The organism is Stenotrophomonas sp. YJH_SMC_21, from assembly GCF_059369555.1.
The window spans coordinates 38951-63093 of sequence record NZ_JCAFSU010000003.1; the positions used below are offsets into that span (position 1 = coordinate 38951).

General features: G+C 67.4%; 26 protein-coding genes. 11 read left to right on the forward strand and 15 right to left on the reverse strand.

What is annotated here, in order from left to right:
• Positions 1–95: 95 nt before the first annotated feature.
• On the reverse strand, positions 96–395 hold the full coding sequence (locus tag AC5P67_RS05625) for a hypothetical protein (protein ID WP_012479775.1): 300 nt from the start codon (positions 393–395) through the stop codon (positions 96–98).
• 129 nt (positions 396–524) lie between these two features.
• Between AC5P67_RS05625 and ftsY the strand changes: the two genes are divergently transcribed.
• The 3 genes from ftsY to AC5P67_RS05640 all read left to right on the forward strand — a co-directional run bounded on the left by ftsY (position 525) and on the right by AC5P67_RS05640 (position 3326).
• A complete protein-coding gene (ftsY, locus tag AC5P67_RS05630) occupies positions 525–1841 on the forward strand; it encodes a signal recognition particle-docking protein FtsY (protein ID WP_012479774.1) in 1317 nt (438 codons plus the stop codon).
• Between the two features lie 85 nt (positions 1842–1926).
• Positions 1927–3051, forward strand: coding sequence for an A/G-specific adenine glycosylase (mutY, locus tag AC5P67_RS05635; protein ID WP_065183333.1), 1125 nt, complete (start codon positions 1927–1929; stop codon positions 3049–3051).
• 5 nt (positions 3052–3056) lie between these two features.
• The gene (locus AC5P67_RS05640) at positions 3057–3326 is read left to right on the forward strand and encodes an oxidative damage protection protein (protein ID WP_005409085.1); all 270 of its coding nucleotides are present in this window, start codon (positions 3057–3059) and stop codon (positions 3324–3326) included.
• Positions 3327–3400: 74 nt separating this feature from the next.
• Here AC5P67_RS05640 and AC5P67_RS05645 read toward each other — a convergent pair whose 3' ends face one another.
• From AC5P67_RS05645 to AC5P67_RS05690, 10 genes are all read right to left on the reverse strand, one after another.
• On the reverse strand, positions 3401–3850 hold the full coding sequence (locus AC5P67_RS05645; RefSeq protein WP_005409084.1) for a DUF6491 family protein: 450 nt from the start codon (positions 3848–3850) through the stop codon (positions 3401–3403).
• Between the two features lie 221 nt (positions 3851–4071).
• A complete protein-coding gene (lolD, locus tag AC5P67_RS05650) occupies positions 4072–4785 on the reverse strand; it encodes a lipoprotein-releasing ABC transporter ATP-binding protein LolD (RefSeq protein ID WP_005409083.1) in 714 nt (237 codons plus the stop codon).
• A complete protein-coding gene (locus tag AC5P67_RS05655) occupies positions 4778–6019 on the reverse strand; it encodes a lipoprotein-releasing ABC transporter permease subunit (protein WP_005409082.1) in 1242 nt (413 codons plus the stop codon). The genes lolD and AC5P67_RS05655 overlap by 8 nt, the downstream gene beginning before the upstream one ends.
• 23 nt (positions 6020–6042) lie before the next feature.
• Positions 6043–6492, reverse strand: coding sequence for a hypothetical protein (locus AC5P67_RS05660; protein WP_049451041.1), 450 nt, complete (start codon positions 6490–6492; stop codon positions 6043–6045).
• The gene (locus AC5P67_RS05665; protein WP_005409080.1) at positions 6443–6691 is read right to left on the reverse strand and encodes an FAD assembly factor SdhE; all 249 of its coding nucleotides are present in this window, start codon (positions 6689–6691) and stop codon (positions 6443–6445) included. Before AC5P67_RS05665 ends, AC5P67_RS05660 begins: the two co-directional genes overlap by 50 nt.
• Positions 6692–6789: 98 nt before the next feature.
• On the reverse strand, positions 6790–7575 hold the full coding sequence (locus tag AC5P67_RS05670) for a succinate dehydrogenase iron-sulfur subunit (protein ID WP_005409079.1): 786 nt from the start codon (positions 7573–7575) through the stop codon (positions 6790–6792).
• A gap of 66 nt (positions 7576–7641) precedes the next feature.
• Positions 7642–9432: a succinate dehydrogenase flavoprotein subunit gene (gene sdhA / locus AC5P67_RS05675; RefSeq protein WP_005409078.1), complete on the reverse strand. Its 1791-nt coding sequence runs from the start codon at positions 9430–9432 to the stop codon at positions 7642–7644.
• Between the two features lie 31 nt (positions 9433–9463).
• On the reverse strand, positions 9464–9850 hold the full coding sequence (sdhD, locus tag AC5P67_RS05680) for a succinate dehydrogenase, hydrophobic membrane anchor protein (protein WP_005409077.1): 387 nt from the start codon (positions 9848–9850) through the stop codon (positions 9464–9466).
• Complete coding sequence (gene sdhC, locus AC5P67_RS05685) at positions 9847–10239, reverse strand: succinate dehydrogenase, cytochrome b556 subunit (RefSeq protein ID WP_005409076.1); 393 nt, start codon at positions 10237–10239, stop codon at positions 9847–9849. The genes sdhD and sdhC overlap by 4 nt, the downstream gene beginning before the upstream one ends.
• Before the next feature lie 56 nt (positions 10240–10295).
• Complete coding sequence (locus AC5P67_RS05690; RefSeq protein WP_005409075.1) at positions 10296–10466, reverse strand: DUF1674 domain-containing protein; 171 nt, start codon at positions 10464–10466, stop codon at positions 10296–10298.
• Positions 10467–10505: 39 nt separating this feature from the next.
• Here AC5P67_RS05690 and ygfZ point away from each other — a divergent pair, with 39 nt between their 5' ends.
• A complete protein-coding gene (gene ygfZ / locus AC5P67_RS05695) occupies positions 10506–11381 on the forward strand; it encodes a CAF17-like 4Fe-4S cluster assembly/insertion protein YgfZ (RefSeq protein WP_012479770.1) in 876 nt (291 codons plus the stop codon).
• A 127-nt stretch (positions 11382–11508) separates the two neighbouring features.
• On the opposite strand, the gene AC5P67_RS05700 is transcribed toward ygfZ, so the two are convergent.
• Positions 11509–12591 carry an ABC transporter ATP-binding protein gene (locus AC5P67_RS05700; RefSeq protein WP_099527503.1) on the reverse strand — a complete coding sequence of 361 codons (1083 nt, stop codon included), beginning with the start codon at positions 12589–12591 and terminating at the stop codon, positions 11509–11511.
• Between the two features lie 352 nt (positions 12592–12943).
• Here AC5P67_RS05700 and zwf point away from each other — a divergent pair, with 352 nt between their 5' ends.
• The 5 genes from zwf (at position 12944) to eda (ending at position 18944) form a co-directional block, all read left to right on the forward strand.
• Positions 12944–14380 carry a glucose-6-phosphate dehydrogenase gene (gene zwf, locus AC5P67_RS05705; protein WP_495214380.1) on the forward strand — a complete coding sequence of 479 codons (1437 nt, stop codon included), beginning with the start codon at positions 12944–12946 and terminating at the stop codon, positions 14378–14380.
• Positions 14377–15384 carry a glucokinase gene (glk, locus tag AC5P67_RS05710; protein ID WP_005412971.1) on the forward strand — a complete coding sequence of 336 codons (1008 nt, stop codon included), beginning with the start codon at positions 14377–14379 and terminating at the stop codon, positions 15382–15384. The genes zwf and glk overlap by 4 nt, the downstream gene beginning before the upstream one ends.
• Entirely contained in the window at positions 15381–16103 is a 723-nt protein-coding gene (gene pgl, locus AC5P67_RS05715) for a 6-phosphogluconolactonase (RefSeq protein WP_005409070.1), read from the forward strand. Before glk ends, pgl begins: the two co-directional genes overlap by 4 nt.
• Positions 16104–16161: 58 nt before the next feature.
• On the forward strand, positions 16162–18078 hold the full coding sequence (gene edd / locus AC5P67_RS05720; protein WP_005409069.1) for a phosphogluconate dehydratase: 1917 nt from the start codon (positions 16162–16164) through the stop codon (positions 18076–18078).
• A gap of 206 nt (positions 18079–18284) precedes the next feature.
• On the forward strand, positions 18285–18944 hold the full coding sequence (gene eda / locus AC5P67_RS05725) for a bifunctional 4-hydroxy-2-oxoglutarate aldolase/2-dehydro-3-deoxy-phosphogluconate aldolase (RefSeq protein WP_005409068.1): 660 nt from the start codon (positions 18285–18287) through the stop codon (positions 18942–18944).
• Positions 18945–19274: 330 nt separating this feature from the next.
• On the opposite strand, the gene AC5P67_RS05730 is transcribed toward eda, so the two are convergent.
• The 3 genes from AC5P67_RS05730 to ispG all read right to left on the reverse strand — a co-directional run bounded on the left by AC5P67_RS05730 (position 19275) and on the right by ispG (position 22118).
• Positions 19275–19922 (reverse strand): response regulator, encoded by a 648-nt coding sequence (locus tag AC5P67_RS05730; RefSeq protein WP_005409067.1) that lies wholly within the window; start codon positions 19920–19922, stop codon positions 19275–19277.
• A 200-nt stretch (positions 19923–20122) separates the two neighbouring features.
• Positions 20123–20872 carry a phosphatase PAP2 family protein gene (locus tag AC5P67_RS05735; protein WP_005409066.1) on the reverse strand — a complete coding sequence of 250 codons (750 nt, stop codon included), beginning with the start codon at positions 20870–20872 and terminating at the stop codon, positions 20123–20125.
• Positions 20853–22118 carry a flavodoxin-dependent (E)-4-hydroxy-3-methylbut-2-enyl-diphosphate synthase gene (ispG, locus tag AC5P67_RS05740; protein ID WP_005409065.1) on the reverse strand — a complete coding sequence of 422 codons (1266 nt, stop codon included), beginning with the start codon at positions 22116–22118 and terminating at the stop codon, positions 20853–20855. Before ispG ends, AC5P67_RS05735 begins: the two co-directional genes overlap by 20 nt.
• A 114-nt stretch (positions 22119–22232) precedes the next feature.
• Between ispG and AC5P67_RS05745 the strand changes: the two genes are divergently transcribed.
• Positions 22233–23459, forward strand: a complete 1227-nt coding sequence (locus tag AC5P67_RS05745; RefSeq protein ID WP_012479765.1) for an ATP-binding protein — start codon at positions 22233–22235, stop codon at positions 23457–23459.
• The gene (locus AC5P67_RS05750; protein WP_005409063.1) at positions 23456–24019 is read left to right on the forward strand and encodes a response regulator transcription factor; all 564 of its coding nucleotides are present in this window, start codon (positions 23456–23458) and stop codon (positions 24017–24019) included. Before AC5P67_RS05745 ends, AC5P67_RS05750 begins: the two co-directional genes overlap by 4 nt.
• The last annotated feature ends 124 nt before the right edge of the window (positions 24020–24143 follow it).

Here is a 24143-nt window from a genome sequence, read left to right on the forward strand (position 1 = left end):
AGGCCAACCTTGGTTGGCACCTGCCAGGGCGGATCGAGCGTGCCAACCAAGGTTGGCACCCACCACAGGCGGCGGTTGGCACTTGGCGAGCGGGTTCAGGCCTCGCGATCCAGCAGCGAGCCCAGCATCTGGTCCTGGCGTCGGATCACCGCGGCGTTGGAAGCGAAAGCCACCACCTCGGCTTTCGCTGCCAGCAGATCACCCAGTGGTGCACTGACATCGGCGCCGGTAGGGGTCACCGCGGCCTGCACCCCGCCCTGCTCCACCGTACTGCGTTGCAGCTGCAGGCGTTGGGCATCAGGAGTCGCCAGGTTGGCCACGTTGTGCGCGGCCACCTGCACGCCCTGCTGGGCCGCACGCATCCCGCCGAGGGCGATTCCCATCACGTTGTTCATGGCGGTCTCCGGACCGCCCTGCGCAGCCCTCCGGACCGGTTAACGGCCGGCCGGCCGCGACCTTGAGTCCACATCGGCCCGACAGGCCTGAGTGGTAGCATATCCCTCTGATTTCAGCGCCTTTTGCCAATGCTCAGTTTTTTCCGCCGCAAGAAGCCCCAGGATGCCCCCGCAACGGAGGCACCCAAGACCCAGCACTACTCGGCTGAAGAGCTGGCGGCGGCGTTTCCGTCGGCCGCGCCGGTCGAGGACAAGGAGCCGGCACCGGTAGCCGTACCGGCCGAGCCTGCACCGGTCGAGCCGCCCCCGGCAACCGCCGTTCCGGTCGCTGTCGAGCCCACCCCGGCGATTCCGGCCCCAGCCGCAGCGGTTCCGGCAGCTCCTGCGCCGACGGCGCAGATCGACGTCGCCCCCATCGCGACCCCGGCCATCGAACCGGCACCCGCACCGCTGCCCGAGCCCACCCCGGCACCGGTCACCGACGACCTGCCTGCTGCCGCCTCGGTCGACGCTGCTCCGGCTCCTGCCGGCAAGCCCGGCTGGCGCGAACGCCTGCGCAACAGCGTCATCGCGCGCAGCTTCGGTGGCCTGTTCTCGCGCAACCCAAAACTCGACGACGACCTGCTGGACGAGCTGGAAACCGCCCTGATCACCGCCGACGTCGGCGTGGGTGCCACCACCGATCTGGTCGAGGGGCTGCGCAAGCGCATGAAGTCGCGCGAGTTCGCAGATGCAAATGCGCTGCTGGCCGCGCTGCGCGCCGAGCTGATCGCGATCCTGCAGCCGGTGGCCAAGCCGCTGGTGATCGACCGCAATGCCAAGCCCTTCGTGGTGCTGACCGTCGGCGTCAACGGCGTTGGCAAGACCACCACCATCGGCAAGCTGGCCAAGCGTTTCAAGGATGAAGGCCACAGCCTGATGCTTGCCGCCGGCGACACCTTCCGCGCCGCCGCCGTCGCACAGCTGCAGGCCTGGGGCGAGCGCAACGGCGTGGCCGTGGTCGCCCAAGGGCAGAACGCCGATGCCGCTTCGGTGGCATTCGATGCGCTGCAGGCCGGCAAGGCCCGCGGCACCTCGGTGCTGATCGCCGATACCGCCGGCCGCCTGCACACCCAGTCCGGCCTGATGAACGAGCTGGGCAAGATCCGCCGCGTGCTCGGCAAGATCGACGCCACTGCACCGCACGAAGTACTGATGGTGATCGACGGCACCACCGGTCAGAACGCGCTGTCGCAGCTGCGCCAGTTCAACGCTGCGGTGAACGTGACCGGCCTGGTGGTGACCAAGCTGGACGGCACTGCCAAGGGCGGCGTGGTGTTCGCGCTGGCCCGCGAGTTCGGCATTCCGATCCGTTTCGCCGGCATCGGCGAGCGCCCGGAAGACCTGCGCGTATTCGATCCGGAAGCCTTCGTTGACGCCCTGCTGCCCGAAGCGCTGGGTGCCTGATAGACCGTGCAGCCACGCATGGCGTGGCTCTACTGCAGCCCGGTAGAGCCCCCCCCATGGGTGGCTGCCCACCTCCGGAATACCGATGCCCCGCCAGCCGCACGCCAGCGCCGGAACCACGCAGACCGACGACTTCGTCGCCCACCTGCTGCATTGGTTCGACGACCACGGCCGCCACGACCTGCCCTGGCAGCATCCGCGCAGCCCCTATCGGGTCTGGTTGTCGGAAATCATGCTGCAACAGACCCAGGTGAGTACGGTCATCCCGTACTTCCAGCGGTTCCTGCAGCACTTCCCGACCCTGCCCGACCTCGCCGCCGCCAGCAATGACGCGGTGATGGCGCAGTGGGCCGGGCTCGGCTACTACGCCCGCGCACGCAACCTGCACGCGGCAGCCAAGCGCTGCGTGGAACTGCACGACGGCGACCTGCCACGTGACTTCGACGCGCTGCATGCCCTGCCCGGCATCGGCCGCAGCACCGCCGGTGCGATCCTCAGCCAGGCCTGGAACGACCCGTTCGCGATCCTCGATGGCAACGTCAAGCGGGTGCTCAGCCGCTACCACGGCATCGACGGCTTCCCGGGCCTTCCGGCCATCGAGAAGCAGTTGTGGGCGATCGCCGAGGCGCACGTGGCGCAGGTGCCGACCGGGCGCATGGCCGATTACACCCAGGCGCAGATGGACCTGGGCGCGACCGTGTGCAGCCGCGCCAGACCCGCCTGCGTGATCTGCCCACTGCAGGACGCGTGCGTGGCGCGCCGCGAAGGCCGCACTGCCGAACTGCCGACGCCCAAGCCCAGCAAGACCCTGCCCGAACGAGAAGCAGTGGCCCTGCTGCTGCGCGACCCCCAGCAGCGCGTGCTGCTGCAGAAGCGGCCGGACACCGGCATCTGGGCGCAACTGTGGACGCTGCCGCAGGCCGAGGCCGGCAGCGACCTGCAGGACTGGTTCGATGCGCATGTTGAAGGTTCGCTGGAAGACGCCGAGGAGTTGCCAGTGCTGCAGCACACCTTCAGTCACTACAGGCTGCACCTGCAGGTACTGTCGCGCCAGGTGAACGGCCTGCGCGTGGAAGAACCCACGTTGCGCTGGGTCGCCTACGATGAACTGCGCGCGCTGGGCCTGCCCGCGCCGATCCGCAAACTGCTCGACGGCGCGACGATCAAGACGCCAAAACGAACTTCCAAGAAACCCCGCAACCACGAGTGAGTGCCATGCCCCGAACCGTCTTCTGCCAGTACGAACAACGCGATGCCGAGGGCCTGGACTTCGTGCCCTACCCCGGCGAGCTGGGCCAGCGCATCTTCAACAACATCGGCAAGCAGGCCTGGGCTGCGTGGCTGGCGCACCAGACCATGCTGATCAACGAGAACCGCCTGTCGCCGCGTACGCCGGAACATCGCGCGTTCCTTGAAGGCGAACTGGTCAAGTTCCTGTTCGAGAAGGACGCGCAAAAGCCGGCCGGCTTCACTCCGGAAGCCTGACGCACAGGTAGTGCCGGGCGCTGGCCGGCAACCTGGCATCTGCGCGATGCCGGCCAGCGGCCGGCACGACCGCGCTATTTCGTGTTTTCCTCGCGCTCCTGCACCTGCGCCTGGCGCAGCTCCTGCTCGGAAGCGCGTAGTGCCTTCACATCCAGCTTGCGGATGCTGTCGATGAAACACGGCAGGCGCGGGCCGCCGGTAGGGTCGCGCACCAGCACCTTGTCGAAACGCGCCGAAACACGATTCATCTGGCTGGTCAGGCCGATGGCGGTGGCATATGGCAGGTCCTGGCAGGGCCCCCTCAACTCCAGCAGGTAGGCCTCGCTGGGACGCGTCCATACCGCAAGCGCGCTGTCACCCAGCTCGGTCCAGCCATTGAGGGTGCCGAAGAACTGCATGTCGTTCTGCGGCGCGCCGGCGTGGGCACGGTACAGGTCAAGCTTCTCGGCGCTGCTGAGCCGGCCAGTGGTCGCACACGCGGCCAGCGCCAGGCAGAGTCCGGCCACCAGGAACGGGGTCTTCATGGCGATCTCCTCGGGGAACTGTCGCCATCATGCGCCCGGGCCGCCAACGGCGGCGCGACGACCGACAGCCCCATTCAGGCGCTGGTCGGCGGTCGACCAAGGCCGACCTCTACCAAAGCAGACCCAAGGCCCCGGATTCCGGAAGTCACCAACCTTGGCTGGCGCCTGCCCTGCAGGAGCAGCCGACCAGGGTCGGCTTCCACAAAAGCGGCCCCGGCGCCTCAGACGTCGGCGTGGGCCAGGGCGTGCAAGCGCCCTTCGCGCAGCTCCAGCACCCGGTCGAGGCGGCGCGCCAGGCTGCGGTCGTGGGTGACCAGCACCAGGCTGGTGTGACGCGCACGATTCAGTTCCAGCATCAGCTCGAACACCGTGGCGGCCGTGCGGTCATCCAGGTTGCCGGTCGGCTCGTCACCCAGCACGCAGGCTGGGTGATTGACCAGTGCCCGCGCCACCGCAGCACGCTGCCGCTCACCACCAGACAGCTCGCCCGGCTTGTGATCCAGGCGGTGGCCGAGGCCCACCGCTTCCAGCAGCGTGGTGGCCCGGCTGCTCGCTTCTGCTACCGCAGTGCCAGCCAGCAGTACCGGCATCATCACGTTTTCCAGCGCGGTGAACTCCGGCAGCAGGTGATGGAACTGGTAGACGAAGCCCAGCGCCTGGTTGCGCAGCAGACCGCGCGCGGTATCCGACAGCGCCGACATGCGCTGCCCGGTCACGTAGACCTCGCCGGCGGTTGGAATGTCCAGGCCGCCCAGCAGGTGCAGCAGCGTGCTCTTGCCGGCGCCGGAGGCACCGATGATCGCCACCGTCTCGCCGGCGGTCACGGTCAGGTCCAGGCCATCGAACACCGGGGTCTGCATGCGCCCTTCGGCGTAGGTCTTGCCCAGTGCTTCGGCGCGGATCACTTCGTCGCCGCGGTTGAAGACCTTATTCATAACGCAGGGCCTCCGCCGGCTGGGTGCGTGCTGCCCGCCAGGCGGGATACAGGGTGGCCAGGAAGCTCATCAGCAGCGCGACCACGGTGATCGCCACCACGTCGCCGGTCTGCATGTCGGTCGGCAGGCCGGTGATGTAGTACACATCCTCCGGCAGCAGCTTGACGTTGAACACGCTCTCGATGGCGCCGAGGATGCGTTCCAGGTTGAGGGTCAGGGTGATGCCGCCGATCAGGCCGGCCAGCGTGCCGAAGATGCCGATCAGCGAACCCTGCACCATGAACACCTGCATCACCCCGCCCGGCGTCAGGCCAAGGGTGCGCAGGATGGCGATGTCGGCCTGCTTGTCGGTGACCAGCATCACCTGCGACGACACCAGGTTGAAAGCGCCCATGGCGATGATCAGCGACAGCAGGATGCCCATCACTACCTTCTCCATGCGCAGCGAGTGGTAGAGGTTGGCATTCTGCTGGGTCCAGTCACTTACCCGGTACGCGCCGCCGAGGCTCTGCGCCAGGTCCACGCCCACTTCCAGCGAGCGGTCCATGTCGTGCAGTTTCAGCCGCACGCCGGTAGCGCCATCGGAACGCAGCACGCGCTCCAGGTCCTGCATGTTGGCGAAGCCGACGCCGCGGTCGACCTCGTTGTAGCCGGCCTCGAAGATGCCGCTGACGGTGAAGCGTTTCATCCGCGGCACTGCGCCAGCGGGCGTGCCCTGCACTTCTGCAAAGGTCACCAGCACCTGGTCGCCAACGTCCACGCCCAGCCAGACCGCCAGCTCTTTGCCCAGCAGCACGTTGAAGCTGCCCGGCTTGAGGCTGTCATAGCTGCCCTTGGTGACCTTCTTGTCGATCACCGACACCTTCGGCTCCAGCGCCGGATCGATGCCCTGGATGATTGCGCCCTGCACGCGCGGGCCGCTGATCATCGACTGGATCTCGATGTACGGCGCGGCACCTGCCACGCGCGGGTCCTTGCGGGCGACGTCCACCACGCGCATCCAGTCAGGCATCGGCTCGCCGTCGCGGCTGATGGTGGTGTGCGCGGTCATCTGCAGCAGGCGGCTGCGGATTTCCTTCTGGAAACCGCTCATCACCGCCAGGGTGGTGATCAGCACCGTAACGCCGAGCGCGATGCCCAGGATCGATGCCATCGAGATGAAGGAGATGAAGCCGTTGCGGCGCTTGGCGCGCAGGTAGCGCAGGCCAATGGCCACGGGAATGGGTTTGAACATGCAGGCACGCCGGTCAATTCAGCTTATGGTGCCATCGACCGGGGCCTACGGGAAACGCCGCGTGCGGCCACGGCCAGTCGCAGTTCACGTCGCTGCCTGGAATCGAGCACATCGGGCCAGAACAGCAGGCGCCGGCGGCGCCGATCCTCACGCCAGAGCAACAACAGCCACGGCCCACGCACGACCAGTTGTGGTGCATCGACGTCCTGCCCGGCCACCTGCAGCGGCTCGGGCGGTACCGGCAGAAGCACCTGCACGCGCGGCCTGCGCTGGCGCCAGGCCAGTTCGGCCAACCCGATGCCCCAGGCCAGCAACACCGCCGGCGTCAGCAGCCTGGGCGGCAGATCCGATGCACGCAGCAGCCAGGGTGCGGCCAGCAGCACCGCCAGCTGGGCGGCGGCCTGCAGCCGCGAGGGGCGCCACTCAAGGCTTGAGGGCGAGGATCTTCTGCATGAGGGGGATCGCGTGCGCATGCGGGCAGGCCTCATAGCCCATGAACCAGCGCCACAACTTATCGTCCTCGCAGTCGAGCAGGAACAGGAAAACCTCGCGCTCCTCGGTCGGCGCGGTGCTCCATTCGTGGTCGAGATAACGGCCGAACAGCTGGTCCAGCTCACGCATGCCGCGGCGGCAGCGCCAGCGCAGCTTCTTCAGCAGAACGTCTTCTTCCATCGTGTTTCTCCAGATACAGCAAAGCCACGCAAGGCGTGGCTCTACTGCGGTGGCACAGCCACGCATGGCGTGGCTCTACCGGGTACGGCCAGAGCCGATCAGGCGCGGCGTTCCATCATCAGCTTCTTGATCTCGGCGATCGCCAGCGCCGGGTTCAGGCCCTTCGGGCAGGTCCGGGCGCAGTTCATGATGGTGTGGCAGCGGTACAGCTTGAACGGATCTTCCAGATCGTCCAGGCGCGCACCGGTGTCCTCATCGCGCGAGTCGATGATCCAGCGATAGGCCTGCAGCAGGATCGCCGGGCCCAGGTAACGCTCGCCGTTCCACCAGTAGCTCGGGCAGCTGGTCGAGCAGCAGGCGCACAGGATGCACTCGTACAGGCCGTCCAGCTTCTTGCGGTCTTCCGGCGACTGCAGGCGCTCACGGTCCGGCGGTGCCGGGGTCTGGGTGCGGATCCACGGCTTGATCGAGGCGTACTGCGCATAGAAGTGGGTCAGGTCCGGAACCAGATCCTTCACCACGTTCATGTGCGGCAGCGGGTAGATCGGCACTTCCTTCTTGCCGCAGTCCGAGATGGCTCGGGTGCAGGCCAGGGTGTTGGTGCCGTCGATGTTCATCGCGCACGAACCACAGATGCCTTCGCGGCAGGAGCGGCGGAAGGTCAGGGTCGGGTCGATCTCGTTCTTGATCTTGATCAGGGCGTCCAGGACCATCGGGCCACAGGCGTCCAGATCGACTTCATAGGTATCGGTGCGCGGGTTGCTGTCGTCGTCCGGACTCCAGCGGTAGATCTTGAAGGTGCGCACGTTCTTGCCGCCGTTCTTGACGGGGAAGTGCTTGCCCTTCGTGATCTTCGAATTCTTGGGGAGTGAAAACTCGGCCATGGCTGCTCTCGTTGGCTCAGGCGGCCCGCGCCCTTGGGCGCGGATTGCATGGTAGGCGGGGTCGGATCAGTACACGCGCGGCTTCGGCGGCACCACGGACACGTCGTCGGTCAACGTGTACATGTGCACCGGACGGTAGTCGAAGCTGCACTTGCCCTTCTCGTCGACGCTGACCAGGGTGTGCTTCTGCCAGTTGACGTCGTCGCGGTCCGGATAGTCCTCGTGCGCATGCGCACCACGGCTTTCCTTGCGCTGTTCGGCCGAGTTGATCGTCGCCACCGCGTTGAGCAGCAGGTTGTTCAGCTCGTAGGTCTCGATCAGGTCCGAGTTCCACACCAGCGAACGGTCGGAGACCTTCACGTCCTGGAACGAGTCGAAGATCTTGTCCATCTTCTCGCAGCCTTCCTTCAGCGTCTGGCTGGTGCGGAAGACGGCCGCGTCGGCCTGCATGGTGCGCTGCATGCGATCGCGGATGACCGAGGTCGGGGTATCGCCGTTGGCGTGGCGCAGTTTGTCCAGCAGGCCCAGCGCCTTGTCGCAGGCATCGGCCGGCAGCGGCTTGTGCGATGCGCCCGGCTTGATGGTCTCGGCGCAGCGGTTGGCCACCGCACGACCGAACACCACCAGGTCCAGCAGCGAGTTCGAGCCCAGTCGGTTGGCGCCGTGCACGGACACGCAGGCCGCTTCACCGATGGCGTACAGGCCCGGCACCACGGCATTGTCGTTGTCGCCGACCTTCTGCACCACTTCGCCGTGGTAGTTGGTCGGGATGCCGCCCATGTTGTAGTGCACGGTCGGGATGACCGGGATCGGCTGCTTGTGCACGTCGACGCCGGCAAAGATGCGGGCGCTTTCGGCGATGCCCGGCAGCTTGTCGTCGATCACGCCTGGGCCGAGGTGGGTCAGGTCGAGCAGGATGTGGTCCTTGTGCTCGCCGACGCCGCGGCCTTCGCGGATCTCGATGGTCATCGAACGGCTGACCACGTCGCGCGAGGCCAGGTCCTTGTAGTGCGGCGCGTAGCGCTCCATGAAGCGCTCGCCGCTGCTGTTGCGCAGGATGCCGCCTTCACCGCGGACACCCTCGGTGATCAGGCAGCCGGCGCCGTAGATGCCGGTCGGGTGGAACTGCACGAACTCCATGTCCTGCATGGCGATGCCGGCACGCATGGCCAGGCCGCCACCGTCGCCGGTGCAGGTGTGCGCCGAGGTGGCGCTGAAGTAGGCACGGCCGTAGCCGCCGGTGGCCAGTACCACGCCCTGGGCGCGGAACAGGTGCAGGGTGCCGTCGGACATGTCCAGGGCCAGCACGCCGCGGCAGGCGCCTTCGTCGTCGAAGATCAGGTCGAGCGCGAAGTACTCGATCATGAAGCGCGCATCGTGCTTCAGCGACTGCTGGTACAGGGTGTGCAGCATCGCGTGGCCGGTACGGTCGGCCGCCGCGCAGGTACGCTGCGCCGCCGGGCCTTCGCCGTACTTGGTGGTCATGCCACCGAACGGACGCTGGTAGATCTTGCCTTCGGCGGTGCGCGAGAACGGCACGCCGTAGTGTTCGAGCTCGATGATGGCCGGGATGGCCTCACGGCACATGTATTCGATGGCGTCCTGGTCGCCCAGCCAGTCCGACCCCTTGATGGTGTCGAAGAAGTGGTAGCGCCAGTCGTCTTCGCCCATGTTGGCGAGTGCGGCCGAGATGCCGCCCTGGGCGGCAACGGTGTGCGAACGGGTCGGGAAGACCTTGGTCAGGCACACGGTCTGCAGGCCCTTGGCGGCCAGGCCGAACGTGGCGCGCAGGCCGGCGCCGCCGGCGCCGACCACGACCATGTCGTACTTGTGTTCGGTGATCTTGTAAGCGGACATCTAATCTGGATTCCTGTGTAGGTGCCTGGGCTCAGGCAACGCCGAGGGCGATGCGGCCCACCGCAAACACACTGACGATCATGCCGAGCACGGCGACGAACTTCACCGCGGTCTGCAGCACCAGGGCCAGCAGCGATTCGTGGATGTAGTCTTCCAGCACGACCTGCATGCCGAGCTGCGCGTGCCAGAACATGGCGATCAGCAGGCCGATCAGCGGCACTGCGTTCCACGGCTTGGCCACGGCGGCGGCGGCGGTCGCGTAGTCCGAGCCCAGCAGGCCCAGCACGAAGACCAGGAACCAGATGCCCAGCACCACCAGCGCGGCGGCGGTCAGGCGCTGATGCACGAAGTGCTCGGTGCCGGTCTTGGCCGAGCCAAGGCCACGCACGTTCTTCAACGGGGTACGGAACTTGCTCACGCGGCACCTCCGAACATCACATAGGCCCACACCAGCAGGGTGATCACCAGGCTGCCGGTGACCGACAGCCAGCTGCTGCGGATGAAGGCGGGGATGCTGAAGCCGATGGCGAAGTCCTGCACCACATGGCGGATGCCATTGCACAGGTGATAGGCGAACGACCATGTCCACGCGAACAGGAACACGCGGCCATACCAGGCCCCGGCATGGCCGGTGAAGCAGTTCCAGGACTCGGGCCCCATCATCAGGGCCAGCAGGCCGGCAGCGATGATGAGGGCACCAACAGACAGAAAGACGCCAGTGGCTCGATGCAGGATCGAGGTGGCCATCTGAATCTGCCAGCGATACACCTGAAGGTGCGGGGAAAGTGGGCGTTGTCTGGTCGCCATTCGCTGGGCTCGTTGTCTCGGCTGGGCGGCACGCGGCCGCGTTGGCTCAATGCTGATCAGAAATCGATGCAGCGTCCGTTTTTCTCCCAATCGCCATACCGCACCGGATCAAGTCCGCCGCGGCCGCCGAATTCTTCTGCTTTTTCCTGTTCCACGGGCACGGGTGCCGCGGGGACCAGCGGGGCTTCAGATTCGTCGTCGGGAGTGGGGGTTGTTTGGCCTATCATGTTCGGTCTCGCAACGCACAAATTTTAGACCTCGTTCACGTGCCTGACAACCTGCCCCCTGCTTTCGCCGGATATCCGCGCCTGCCCGGCCACCAGCTGCTGAGCCTGCAGGGCCCGGATGCGGCTGTCTTTGCCCACGCCCAGTTCAGCAGCGATGTCACCGCCCTGCCCCTGCTGCACTGGCAGTGGAGTGCCTGGTTGAGCGCCAAGGGCCGCACCCTGGCGGTGTTCCAGCTGCTGCGGTTGGCCGACGACCACCTGATGCTCGTGCTGGCGGATGGCGATGCCGATGCGATTGCGTCGCAACTGCAGCGCTTCGTGTTCCGCCGCAAGGTGAAGGTGCTGGTGCGCGACGATCTGGCGGCGGCCGGGGCGTTCACTGCACCCGAGGCCGCCAGCGGCGCTGCGATTGCGCAGGCCGCAGGTGATGGCTGGGAACTGGACCTGGGCAGCGATGCCCTGCCGCGCACCCTGCGCATCGGCGCCGCCGATGCCTTTGCGGCCGGCAGCGAAACCGATGAGGCCGCTTTCGCCCTGGCCTGGCGCCAGGCCGACCTGCGCTACGGGCTGCCGCGGCTGGAAGAAGGCCAGCGCGAGGTGTGGACCCCGCAGCAGCTGGGCCTGGACCGTCTGAACGGCTACAGCGTGAAGAAGGGCTGCTATCCCGGCCAGGAAATCGTCGCCCGCACCCACTTCCTCGGCAAGGCCAAGCGCGCGGTGCAGCTGCTGCATACCGCGGCACCGGCGCAGGCCGGCGATGGCGTGCAGCAGGACGGCGCGGCGCTGGGCACGATCGCCTGCGTGGCCGGCGACCTGGCACTGGCGGTGCTGCCACTGGAGGCCGGTGATGCTGACCTGCAGGTGGGTGATGCCATCGCGCAGCGCGTGCCGTTGCTGGATGGATTGGCACGCTGAAGCAGGTTGGTGGGGATCTGCACTGGTGGGTGCGGACCGTTGGTCCGCACGCCTGAAATGGTAGTGCCGGCCGCTGGCCGGCAACCAAGCACGGTTGAGGCTGCCGACCAGCGGCCGGCACTACCCGTTACAGGCGCTCGCCGGTTTCCGCGCTGAAGAAATGCAGGCCCTGCGGGTGGATCGCCACGCGGATCTGCTCGCCCACCGCCGGCAGCGCCTGCGGCGCCACGCGCATGGTCAGCGCGTGCTGGCCACTGCTCAGGTTGACGAAGATCTCGTTGCCGACCGGCTCGATGCCTTCGATGCGCGCGGTGAACGCATGCGCATCATCGGCGCTGGCCGGCTGCAGGTGCTCCGGACGCACACCCACCGCGATCGGCTTCTGCAGCCACGCCGGATCGATCATGGCCTGGCCCAGCGGTGCACGCCAGTCGCCGTCGACCACGGTCACGCCGCTGGCATCGCCCTGCAGCGTGCCGCGCAGCACGTTCATCGCCGGGCTGCCGAGGAAGCCGGCCACGAACAGATTGGCCGGACGATCGTACAGCGCCATCGGCGTATCGATCTGCTGGATGATGCCGTCCTTCAGCACCACGATGCGCTGGCCCAGGGTCATCGCCTCGACCTGATCGTGCGTCACGTAGATCATGGTGGTGCCCAGCTTGCGGTGCAGCTGCGCGATTTCGGTACGCACGCTGTGGCGCAGCTTGGCATCCAGATTGGACAGCGGCTCGTCGAGCAGGAACACCGCCGGCTCGCGCACCAGCGCCCGGCCCAGCGCAACACGCTGGCGCTGGCCGCCGGACATCGCCTTGGGCAGCTTGTCCATCATCTCGGTGAGGCCCAGCGTCTGCGCCGCCTCGGCGATGCGCTTGTCGATGGTGGCCTTGTCATGGCCGCGCAGCTTCAGGCCGAAGGCCAGGTTCTCGGCCACCGTCATGTGCGGGTACAGCGCGTAGCTCTGGAACACCATCGCGATGTCGCGATCCTTCGGCGCCACATCGTTGACCACGCGATCACCGATGGTCAGCGTGCCGCCGCTGATCTCTTCCAGGCCAGCCACCATCCGCAGCAGGGTCGACTTGCCACAGCCGGAGGGACCGACCAGCACCATCAGCTCGCCATCGGCGACCTCGAAGGTGGCGTCCTTCACCGCGACCTGGCCGTTGTCATAGACCTTGCGCACACCCTGCAACTGCACTTTTGCCATATCACCTATCCGGTCCGCCCGAAGCCGGGCTGTCTTTTGGGACTGCCTCGGCCCTCCCGATGGCAGTGATGATTGCGCGCTTGCCGCATGACGGCGAGCACTGCAATCGAATACAGTTGCCCATTCTGCCATGTAAACGTTTTCACGTGGCACTATCCGATGATCGGTGCGCACCGATCTGCGTCGGCGGTTGAACGAAGGTTCCGCCGGGGTAGTGGTTTCGAATGGAACGGTCTTCCGGTGCCCCGGAGAACGCCCCCAACGAACCTCGGACAGGCAGTTGCGCGGATGTCCCCCGAACCCAGCCATGAAGCGATTGACAACGATGTCACCCGGATCTGAAACTCGAGCGATGCACGACACCCTCTTCCTGTTCGGTGCCACAGGTGATCTGGCCCAGCGCTACCTGTTCCCTTCGCTGCTTCGCCTGCTTGGCGACGGCCTGCTGCCGGAGGACTTCCGCATCCGCGCACTGGCGTTGTCCGGGCATGACACCGAAGCCTTCCATGACATCCTGCGCCCGCGCCTGCAGCAGGCCATGCCGATGGCCTCGCAGGACGACATCAACGGCCTGCTGCGCCGCATCGACTACCGTTCGGTCGACCTGCGCGACGTCGACTCTGTCGCCGCCGCCGTCTCCGATCTGGTGCATCGCAAGTGCGTCAGCTACCTGGCCATTCCGCCGGGCCTGTACATCTCCACCTGCGAAGGCCTGGCCAAGGGTGGCGCCCTCGCCGCGCCGGCACGCCTGATGCTGGAGAAGCCGATCGGCAGCGACAGCGAGAGCGCCGAGGAAATCATCAGCACCATCGGCCAGTGGATCGACGAGGACCGTGTGTTCCGTCTCGACCACTACCTGGGCAAGGCGGCGGTGCAGAACCTGATCGCGCTGCGCTTCGGCAATACGCTGCTGGAAGCGGTATGGAACCGCAACTACATCGAGTCGGTGCACATCCTGGTGGCCGAGAGCGAAGGCGTGGATGGCCGCGACGCCTACTACGCCCGCTCCGGCGCGCTGCGCGACATGGTGCAGAGCCACATCCTGCAGCTGCTGTGCATGGTGGCGATGGAGCCACCGGCCTCGCTGGAAGCCGATCGCATCCGCGACGAGAAGGTCAAGGTGCTGCGCGCGCTGCGTCCGCTCGATGCCAGGCACGCCGCGCGTGACAGCATCCGCGGCCGCTACACCGCCGGTACCATCAACGGCCAGCCGGCGCAGGCCTACCAGCCGCCGGAAGGCAGCGACGTGGAAACCTTCGCCGGCGTCACCGCGCACATCGACAACTGGCGCTGGAGCGGCGTGCCGTTCCACCTGGTCACCGGCAAGCGCCTGCCCGAGCGCACCACCCGCGTGGTGGTCACGCTGAAGCCGGTCACCCACTGGCTGTTCGAGCGCCCGCAGCGCGCCCAGGCCGCACCGAACCGCCTGGTGTTCCAGCTGCAGCCGCAGGAGAACATCGAACTGGGACTGATGAGCAGCCTGGCCGGCCCGGAATGGGGCGCGCTGGAACTGCATCCGCTGGAACTGGAACTGTCGGTGCCGACCGGCCTGCATCGCCGCATCGCGTACGAACGCCTGTTCCTGGATGCGTTCAACGGCAACCACACCTTGTTCGTGCGTGACGACGAAGTGCGCGCCGCCTGGGCGTGGATCGACAGCGTGGCCTACGCCTGGAAGGAGGCCAAGCTGCCGCTGGAACCCTATCCCGCCGGCCAATGGGGCCCGAGCAACGCAACGGAGTTCCTGCCGCAGGGCGTGGACGCACCGGACAGCGAGGCGTCGGCATGAGTGCCAACTCGCAGCCGGTGCTGGTCGCCGACATCGGTGGCACCAACGCCCGCTTCGCCCTGGCCGACACCTCGCTGGACGCGCCATTGCTGAAGGAGAGCATCCGCGAGTACGCAGTGGCGGAGTTCCCGTCGCTTGGCGATGCCGCCCGCCATCACCTTGAGCAGATCGGCGCTGCCGCCAGCCGCGGCGTGTTCGCGGTGGCCGGCCGCGTAGACGGTGACGAGGCACGCATCACCAATCATCCGTGGGTGATCTCGCGCAGCCGCACCGCGGCGATGCTTGGTTTTGACGAGCTGCACCTGATCAACGACTTCGCCGCACAGGCAATGGCGATCTCGCTGCTGCAACCCGAGGACGTGGTCCAGGTCGGTGGCGCCGCCTGGGTCCCGGGCAAGCCGGGCCAGCCACGCAACTATGCGGTGATCGGGCCCGGTACCGGGCTCGGCGTCGGGGGCCTGATCCTGCGCCACGGCCGCTGCTACCCGCTGGAAACCGAAGGCGGCCATGTCAGCTTCCCGCCGGGAACGCCGGAGGAGATCCGCATCCTGGAGATCCTGTCCGAGCAATTCGGCCGCGTCTCCAATGAGCGCCTGATCTGTGGCCCCGGCCTGGTCAACATCCATCGCGCGGTGTGCGAGATGGCCGGTATCGACCCGGGCCAGCTGCAGCCGGTGGACGTGACCGCCCGCGCCCTGCATGGCGATCCGCAGGCAATGCGCACCGTCGATGTGTTCTGCGCCGTGTTCGGCGCCATTGCCGGCGACCTGGTACTGACCCAGGGCGCCTGGGACGGCGTGTTCCTCACCGGTGGACTGACCCCGAAGATGCTCGATTCGCTGCAGCACTCCGGGTTCCGCCAGCGCTTCGAACACAAGGGGCGGTTCTCTTCGATCATGGCGCGGGTGCCGTCGCTGGCCGTGATGCATCCCCATGCCGGACTGCTGGGCGCCGCCGCCTATGCCGCCGATGCCGAACGTGACGCACCTGGAGTTGCCGCATGAGCCCCACCTTCCACGACGACCGCGTCGAGTTCATCCACCACGGCGATGCCGACGGCTGGATCGAAGCGGTAGCCGCCGAGATGGCGCAGACCCTCAACCACGACATCAATGAAGTGGGCCGCGCCCGCATCCTGTTGTCCGGCGGCACCACGCCGGCACCGGTCTACCAGGCGCTGGCCGAACTGGACGTGCACTGGGACCGGGTTGAAGTGAGCCTGGCCGACGAGCGCTGGCTGTCGCCGCAGGATCGCGACAGCAACGCATGGCTGGTGCGCGAGCACCTGCTCAAGCGTGCCGAAGGTGCGCATTTCGATCCGCTGGTGCGCATCGGCAAGCCGCTGCAGGAATGCGTCTACACCGCCAACCTGCAGGCCCAGCACAGCCAGCCGCCGAGCCTGGTGGCACTGGGGATGGGCAACGATGGCCACACCGCCTCGCTGTTCCCGGGCTCGAAGGACCTGGCCCGCGCACTGGAAAGCGCCCTGCCCTATGCCGCGCTGGATGCCACCGGCTGCCCGGGCGCGAACCAGTGGCCGCTGCGCATCACGCTGACCCCGCATGGGCTGCGCCAATGCCGCCAGCGCCTGCTGCTGCTGCGCGGCAAGCAGAAGCTGCAGGTGCTGCGCCAGGCGTTGGACAGCAACGACGCCCAGCAGTACCCGATCCTCAACGCGATCAACCTGGAAGGCGCGCGCCTGCGCGTCCACTGGGCTGATTGATGTCGGCGGCGGCGCCCTGCCGCCGCTTGCCTCTCGCCACCTTGAACGCCGGTAGCCAATGAGCCTCCATCCGCAACTGCAAGCCATCACTGAGCGCGTCATCCGCCGCAGCGCCGCCTCGCGTGCCGCCTACCTGGCCGCGATCGACGCCTCCCTGCGCGAAGGCCCGTTCCGCAGCCGCCTGAGCTGCGGCAACCTCGCCCACGGATTCGCCGCCTGTGGCGGCACCGACAAGAGCCGCCTGCGCGGCGGCGTAACGCCGAACCTGGGCATCATCACCGCCTACAACGACATGCTCTCGGCGCACCAGCCGTTCGAGACCTATCCCGAGCAGATCCGCGAGATCGCCCGCGAGCTCGGTGCTACGGCACAGGTGGCCGGCGGTGTGCCGGCGATGTGCGACGGCGTCACCCAGGGCCGCGGTGGCATGGAACTGTCGCTGTTCTCGCGCGATGTGATCGCGCAGGCGACCGCGATCGGGCTCAGCCACGACATGTTCGACAGCACCGTCTACCTCGGCGTGTGCGACAAGATCGTGCCCGGCCTGCTGATCGGTGCGCTGGCCTTCGGCCACTTGCCGGCGGTGTTCGTGCCGGCCGGCCCGATGACCCCGGGCATCCCCAACAAGCAGAAGGCGGAAGTGCGCGAGCGCTACGCCGCCGGCGAAGCCACCCGCGAAGAGCTGCTGGAAGCCGAGTCCGCCTCATACCACGGCGCCGGCACCTGCACCTTCTACGGCACCGCCAATTCCAACCAGGTGCTGCTGGAGGCGATGGGCGTGCAGCTGCCGGGCGCGTCGTTCGTCAATCCGGGCACGCCGCTGCGCGACGCGCTGACCCGCGAAGCGACCGAACGTGCACTGGACATCACCGCACTGGGCGACGACTTCCGTCCGCTGGGCCGGATCATCGACGAGCGCGCGATCATCAACGCGGTCATCGCGCTGATGGCCACCGGCGGTTCGACCAACCACACCATCCACTGGATCGCGGTGGCGCGTGCCGCCGGAATCGTGCTGACCTGGGACGACTTCGACGAACTGTCGCAGCTGATTCCGCTGCTGGCCCGCGTCTATCCGAACGGCGAGGCCGACGTGAACCGCTTCGCGGCCGCTGGCGGCCCGGCGTTCGTGTTCGGCGAGCTGATCAAGGCGGGCCTGATGCACGGCGATCTGGTCAGCGTGGCGCGCGGCGGCATGGCCGACTACGCACGCGAACCGCAGCTGCGCGATGGCCAGCTGGTCTACCTGCCGGGCCTGGAACGCAGCGCCGATGACGAAGTGGTGCGTGGCGTCGACAATCCGTTCGAGCACCAGGGCGGCCTGCGCCTGCTGCGCGGCAACCTCGGCAAGTCGCTGATCAAGCTGTCGGCGGTAAAGCCGCAGTACCGCACGATCGAAGCGCCGGCCGTGGTGGTCGATGCACCGCAGGTGCTGAACAAGCTGCACGCCGGTGGCCTGCTGCCGCAGGACTTCGTGGCGGTGGTGCGTTACCAGGGCCCGCGTGCGAACGGCATGCCGGAACTGCATTCGCTGGCGCCGCTGCTGGGCCTGCTGCAGAACCAGGGCCGGCGCGTGGCGCTGGTCACCGACGGTCGCCTGTCCGGCGCCTCGGGCAAGATTCCGGCGGCGATCCACGTGACGCCGGAAGCGGCACGCGGCGGTCCGCTGGCCAAGGTCCGCGAGGGCGACATGATCCGCCTGGATGGCGAGGCTGGCACGCTGGAAGTGCTGGTGGACGCGGCCGAATGGGCGGCACGTCCGCTGGCGCCGAACACCGCGCCGGCTGCGCATGACCTGGGCCGCAACCTGTTCGCGATCAACCGTCGCGTGGTGGGTCCGGCTGATCAGGGCGCGATTTCGATTTCGTGCGGGCCGGCGGCGGCTGATGGCGGGCCGTGGGAGTACGACGCGGAATATGAGCTGGGGCACGATGCCGCAGCGGCGGCGGCGCCGCATGAGGCAAAAGACGCCTGAAGCGAAAAGCCGCGGCAGGCTTCCCGGCCTGGGCAGTAGAGCGCCCTGGCCGGGACACGCCGTAAACCCATCCATGGGGGCTCGGTCGCGGCATCCATGCCGCTCACGGTCCCGGCCAGGGCGCTCTACTGCCCTTGGACAATTCCCGGCGCGTCATTTGCGCTGCGGCCACTGAATCAAGAAGAGCAAAAGGCAAGGGCAAAAGCATGGGTATCGAACAACATCAGGTGAAGGCGGCGGAGCTGTTGCGTGCGGCGGGCATCCTGCCGGTGGTGACGATTCATACGCTGGACCAGGCGCGGGCGGTCAGTGCGGCGCTGCTGGAAGGTGGCTTGCCGGCGATCGAGCTGACGCTGCGTACGCCAGTGGCGATGGAAGCATTGGCGATGCTCAAGCGCGAGCTGCCGGACGTGGTGGTGGGTGCCGGTACGGTGCTGACCGTGGAGCAGATGCAGCAGTCGATCGATGCGGGTGCGGACTTCCTGGTGACCCCGGGTACGCCGCCGGCACTGGCTGATGCACTGGCCGCTGCACCGCTGCCGGTGGTGCCGGGTGCGGCCACCCCGACCGAGCTGCTGTCGCTCTACGCCCGCGGCTTCCGCGTGTGCAAGCTGTTCCCGGCCACGGCTGTGGGTGGCCTGGCAATGATCAAGGGACTGGCCGGCCCGGTGGCGGACCTGAAGCTGTGCCCGACCGGCGGCATCACCGAGAACACCGCCGCCGAATACCTCGAGCAGAAGAACGTGGTCTGCATCGGTGGTTCGTGGATGGTGCCGGGCAACTGGATCGCCAACGGCGAATGGGACAAGGTGCGCGCCAGCGCCGCAGACGCCGCCAAGATCATCCAGCGCGTACGCGGCCACTGAGCCCGACAAAGGTGCAGAGCCGAGCCCATGCTCGGCTCCGGCATCATCAGGGGTCAGAGCCCTTTCCCACCGGGAAAGGGATCCGACCCCGGGCGACGAGTGCGGAAAGCGCGCGACCCGCTCCTGCTCTTCCTTCTTCATTCCGCGGTGGCGGCGCACGGAAACCGTCCGTGGCCCTGCGGAGGGATTGCGCAGGGGCGTAAGCGCCATGGATGGCGCGCCCGAGCCTCCAGGGATGGATTCACGGCGTCCCCTGCGCAATCCCTCCGCAGGGCCAACCCCACGAATCCGGCCGCACACCGCGAGGGGCTCAGCCGTTGGCCGAACCCCTTACAGCGGCCGTGCCGGATCCACCAACCCGTACTGGCTGGCCATCCGCGCCAGCGCGATGTTGTCGTGGATCCCCATCTTCTCGAACAACCGCGCCTTGTGCGTGTTCACCGTCTTCGCACTCAGGCTCAGGCGCCGCGCGATGTCTTCCTGGCGCAGGCCCTGGGTCAGCAACAGCGCCACCTCAAGCTCGCGCGGCGACAGGTTGTCGAACGGCGAACCATTGCCTTCCACTGTCGACAGCGCCAGATTCTGCGCGATGCTGGTGCCCAGGTAGCGACGACCGGCCGCCACATCACGCACCGCACGCAGCAGTTCCTGCGCATCGCAGCCCTTGCCGATGTAACCGGCCGCACCGGCTTCGAGCAGGCGCTTGGGTAGCGGGCCGTCTTCCAGTACCGACACGATCACCACGCGGGTATTGCGGTGGCTGCGGACGATGCGCTCGGTCACTTCCATGCCGCTCACGCCCGGCAGGTGCAGGTCGCACAGCACCACATCCGGCAGCAGCTGGCGGACTTCACGCAGCGCGTCTTCGCCGGTCTCGGCTTCGCCCACCACCTCGATGTCGGTTTCCCCCGACAGAATCATCTTCATACCGGTGCGGACCAGCGCGTGGTCATCCACCAGGTAGACTCGAATCGTCATTCATGTACCTCTTCGAATGCGGCCATTGCAGGTCAAGCTAGGCAGGGTGCCGATACCCTGCAAGCGCGTCCGGAATGCGGCGTCGGCGATCTGCCTTGCGCATCACAGTACCGCGCGTTGTGCTTGCCCCCTGTCTTGCAGAACCTGCTGCAACGAAACAACTGATCTATCACGTAGACGTCCCTCAAGGGCCATCCACGTCAAACCCCCTGTGTTGGTGCTTCGCTGGCCTTCGCTGGCGGCGGGCCGTGACGTCGCCAAGGGTGCCGGCGACTGAACATGACCAGATAGCACCCTACCACCCAAACCAGCGCGGCACACCATCCGGCCAGGATGTCGGAGGGGTAATGCACCCCCAGATAGACCCGCGACACGCTTACCAGCAGGCTGAACGCGGGTGCCAGCATCAGTACCGGCCAGCGCCAACGGGTGTTCCAGGCGAGCAGTACCAAGGTCACGGCAAGGGTCATCGAACCCATCGCATGCCCGCTGGGGAAGCTGAACGTCGATTCCGGCGCGATCGATTCCCACAGGCTGGGGCGCTGCCGCTGGAAGAACTGCTTGCTGCCCATGTTCAGCAGCGCCGACCCTACGAAGCTGACCGCGACGAAGGTCGCCTCGCGCCAGCGCCGGTAGCCCAGCAGCACGCCGATGATCAGCACGTCGGCCGGGATCAGGAACCACTCGTAGCCCAGTTTCGAGATGAGCACGAAGAAGCGGTCCAGCCAGGGCGAATGCAGGCCATGCATCTGCCACAGCAGGGGCGCGTCGAAATGGAACGATTCAAACTCGTGCACTTCATCCGCCAGGGCAACAAAGCCTGCCAACGGCAGCAGCACGCCACCGAACAACAGGACCAGGCGCCAGGCGTTGCGCGCCATCCAGTGGCGGAAGCCGGAGGCGGACTCCGGTGCGGCGAGGATCGCAGGCTTATCCGGCGCTTCGGACATACGTGTGTTCGACGTAATCGTCGATCAGGGCGACGAACTCCTGGGCGATGTTGTCGCCACGCAGGGTCACCTTCTTCTCACCATCGACGAACACCGGCGCCGCAGGCGTCTCACCCGTGCCCGGCAGCGAGATGCCGATGTTGGCGTGACGCGATTCGCCCGGCCCGTTGACGATGCAGCCCATCACCGCCAGGGTCATGTTCTCCGCCCCCGGGTGGTGGATCTTCCACAGCGGCATCTTCTCGCGCACGTGGTTCTGCACCACCTTGGCCAGCTCCTGGAAGAACTCGGAAGTGGTGCGGCCGCAGCCCGGGCAGGCCGTGACCAGCGGCGTGAAGGCACGCTGGCCGGTGGTCTGCAGCAGTTCCTGGGCGACGATCACTTCCTGCGTGCGCGACTGGCCCGGCTCCGGGGTCAGCGAGATGCGGATGGTGTCACCGATGCCTTCCTGCAGCAGCACGCCCAGCGCCGCGGACGATGCCACGATGCCCTTGCTGCCGATACCGGCCTCGGTCAGGCCCAGGTGCAGGGCGAAGTCGGAGCGCTGCGCCAGGTCGCGGTACACCGCGATCAGCTCCTGCACGCCACTGACCTTGGCCGACAGCACGATGCGATCGCGCGGCAGGCCCAGCTCCACCGCCTGCTCGGCCGAATCCAGCGCCGAGCGGATCAGCGCCTCGCGCAGCACGCGGCCGGCGTCCCAGGGCTGTTCGCGCAGGTTGTTCTCGTCCATCAGCTTCGCCGCCAGGGCCTGGTCCAGCGAGCCCCAGTTGGCGCCGATGCGCACCGGCTTGTTGTAACGGATGGCGAATTCGATCAGCTGGGCGAACTGCAGATCCTTCTTCTTGCCGAAGCCGACGTTGCCCGGGTTGATGCGGTACTTGGCCAGTGCTTCGGCACATGCCGGTTCGGCGGTCAGCAGCTGGTGGCCGTTGTAGTGGAAATCGCCGATCAGCGGCACGTCGATGCCCATCATCGCCAGCTTGTCGACAATGCGCGGGATCGCCGCAGCGGCTTCCACGGTATTGACGGTCAGCCGCACCATCTCCGAACCGGCACGCCACAACTCGGCCACCTGCTTCACGCTGGAGGCGACGTCGGAGGTGTCGGTGTTGGTCATCGACTGCACCACCACCGGCTTGCCTCCGCCCACGGTGACTCCGCCGATCTGGACGGCATGGGTCTGGCGGCGCGGCCAGGCAGTGGCATCGGAGGGCGGAGTCGGGCGGGTGACGGCGTCGTGCATGGGCGCATTCTACCGCCCGGCCCTGCATTCGGGGTGACTCGCATTCAGCCGGCGGCACGGCTGCGGCCGATTGTCGCAGGCACGGTCACGCGCGAACGCATACGATGAGCGTGAATGACCGGTCCCGACGCCCCGTTTCTCCGAACCCTGTGCAGCCTGCGCTGGCTTGCAGTAGGCGGCCAGGCCGCCACCATCCTGGTCGCCACCTGGGTGCTGGGGCTGCCGTTGCCGCAGCTGCCGCTGTGGGCGGGTGTGGCGGTGCTTGCCCTGTTCAACATCTACACCCAGCTGCGCCCGGAAGCGGCCGACACCGCGCCGCTGACCGCATTCGGCCACATCCTGGTGGACGTGATCATCCTGACCTGGATGGTGGGCTGGAGCGGTGGCATGGCCAATCCGTTCAGCTCGCTGTTCCTGATCCTGATCGCACTGGCCGCGTTCGCCCTGCCCCTGCGCTGGGCGCTGGCGGTCGCGCTGGCCTGCCTGCTCGGCTACGCCGCCAGCGGCATCTTCGGCCAGCCCCTGCCGGACGGCTATTTCCGCGCGCAGGACCTCAACCGCTGGGGCGTGGTCGCCAACTTCCTGATCTCCGCTGCGGTGGTGCTGACCTTCTCCACCCGGCTGGCGCTGGCGCTGCGCCAGCGCGAACTGGAACTGTCGGCGCTGCGCGAGCGCTTCGCCCGCAACGAGGGCATCGTCGCCCTGGCCACCCATGCCGCCTCGGTGGCGCATGAACTGAACACGCCGCTGGCAACCATGACCCTGCTCGCCGACGACGTGGCCGAACGCAGTGAAGAGCCGGAAGTGCGCGAGGACATGGAAACCCTGCGCGAGCTGCTGGTGCAGTGCCGTGAGCGCGTGCTGGCGCTGGCCGCACCGGCCTCGGCCGATGCGCCCGGACGCAGCCATTCCAGCGCGCAGCAGGTGCTGGAGCAATGGCGCCTGGTGCGACCGACCATCGACCTGCACCGCAACGACGATGCGCCGCTGCGGCTGCCGCTCGACCCGGGCGTGGGCCACCTGCTGATGGTCCTGCTCAACAATGCCGCCGATGCCGGCGAACAGGCCGGCCGGCCGCGCGTGGACCTGGACCTGCGCATCGAAGGCGACGATCTGATCGGCGAAGTACGCGACTACGGCCACGGCTTCAACGCGCGCGCCGCGGTGCTGCCGGGCAAGCTGTTCGGCAGCAGCAAGAGTGAAGGCATGGGGGTCGGCCTGGCCCTGTCCCATGCCACGATCGAACGCCTCGACGGCGAGATGTGGATGCGCCCGGCCCAGGGGGCCGGCAGCCGCGTCGGCTTCCGCCTGCCGCTGGCCCCACGCGAGGAAACCCCATGAGCGCCTCAACCCTCGGCCTGCTGGTCGACGACGACGAACTGTACCTGCGCACCCTGCAGCGCAGCCTGGCCCGCAAGGGACTTGAAACGCAGACCGCGCAGGATGCCGCCAGTGCGCTGGCACTGGCCCGCCAGCACCCACCCGCGTTCGCCCTGATCGACCTGAAGCTGGGCAGCGATTCCGGCCTGGCGCTGATCCAGCCGCTGCGTGCGCTGCGCGCGGACATGCGCATCCTGCTGGTGACCGGCTACGCCAGCATCGCCACTGCGGTGGAAGCGATCAAGCTCGGTGCGGACGATTACCTGCCCAAGCCAGCCACGGTACCGATGATCCTTCGCGCTTTGGGCGAGGAGGATGACGGCCCGGCCGACGATGGCGAAATGGAAGTGCCCGACGCGATGACACCGATCAGCCGCCTGCAGTGGGAACACATCCAGCAGGCGATGCACGAGACCGGCGGCAATGTGTCGGCAGCCGCGCGCCTGCTCGGCATGCACCGGCGCTCGCTGCAGCGCAAGCTGGCCAAGCGGCCCAGCCCGGAACGCGACCCGAGCCGCTGAGGCACCACGCCCTTCATGGTAGTGCCGGCCGCTGGCCGCCAACCCATCCGCTCTGGTAGTGCCGGCCGCTGGCCGGCAACCAGGTGATGCTTCAATCGTTCATGAGGTTGCCGGCCAGCGGCCG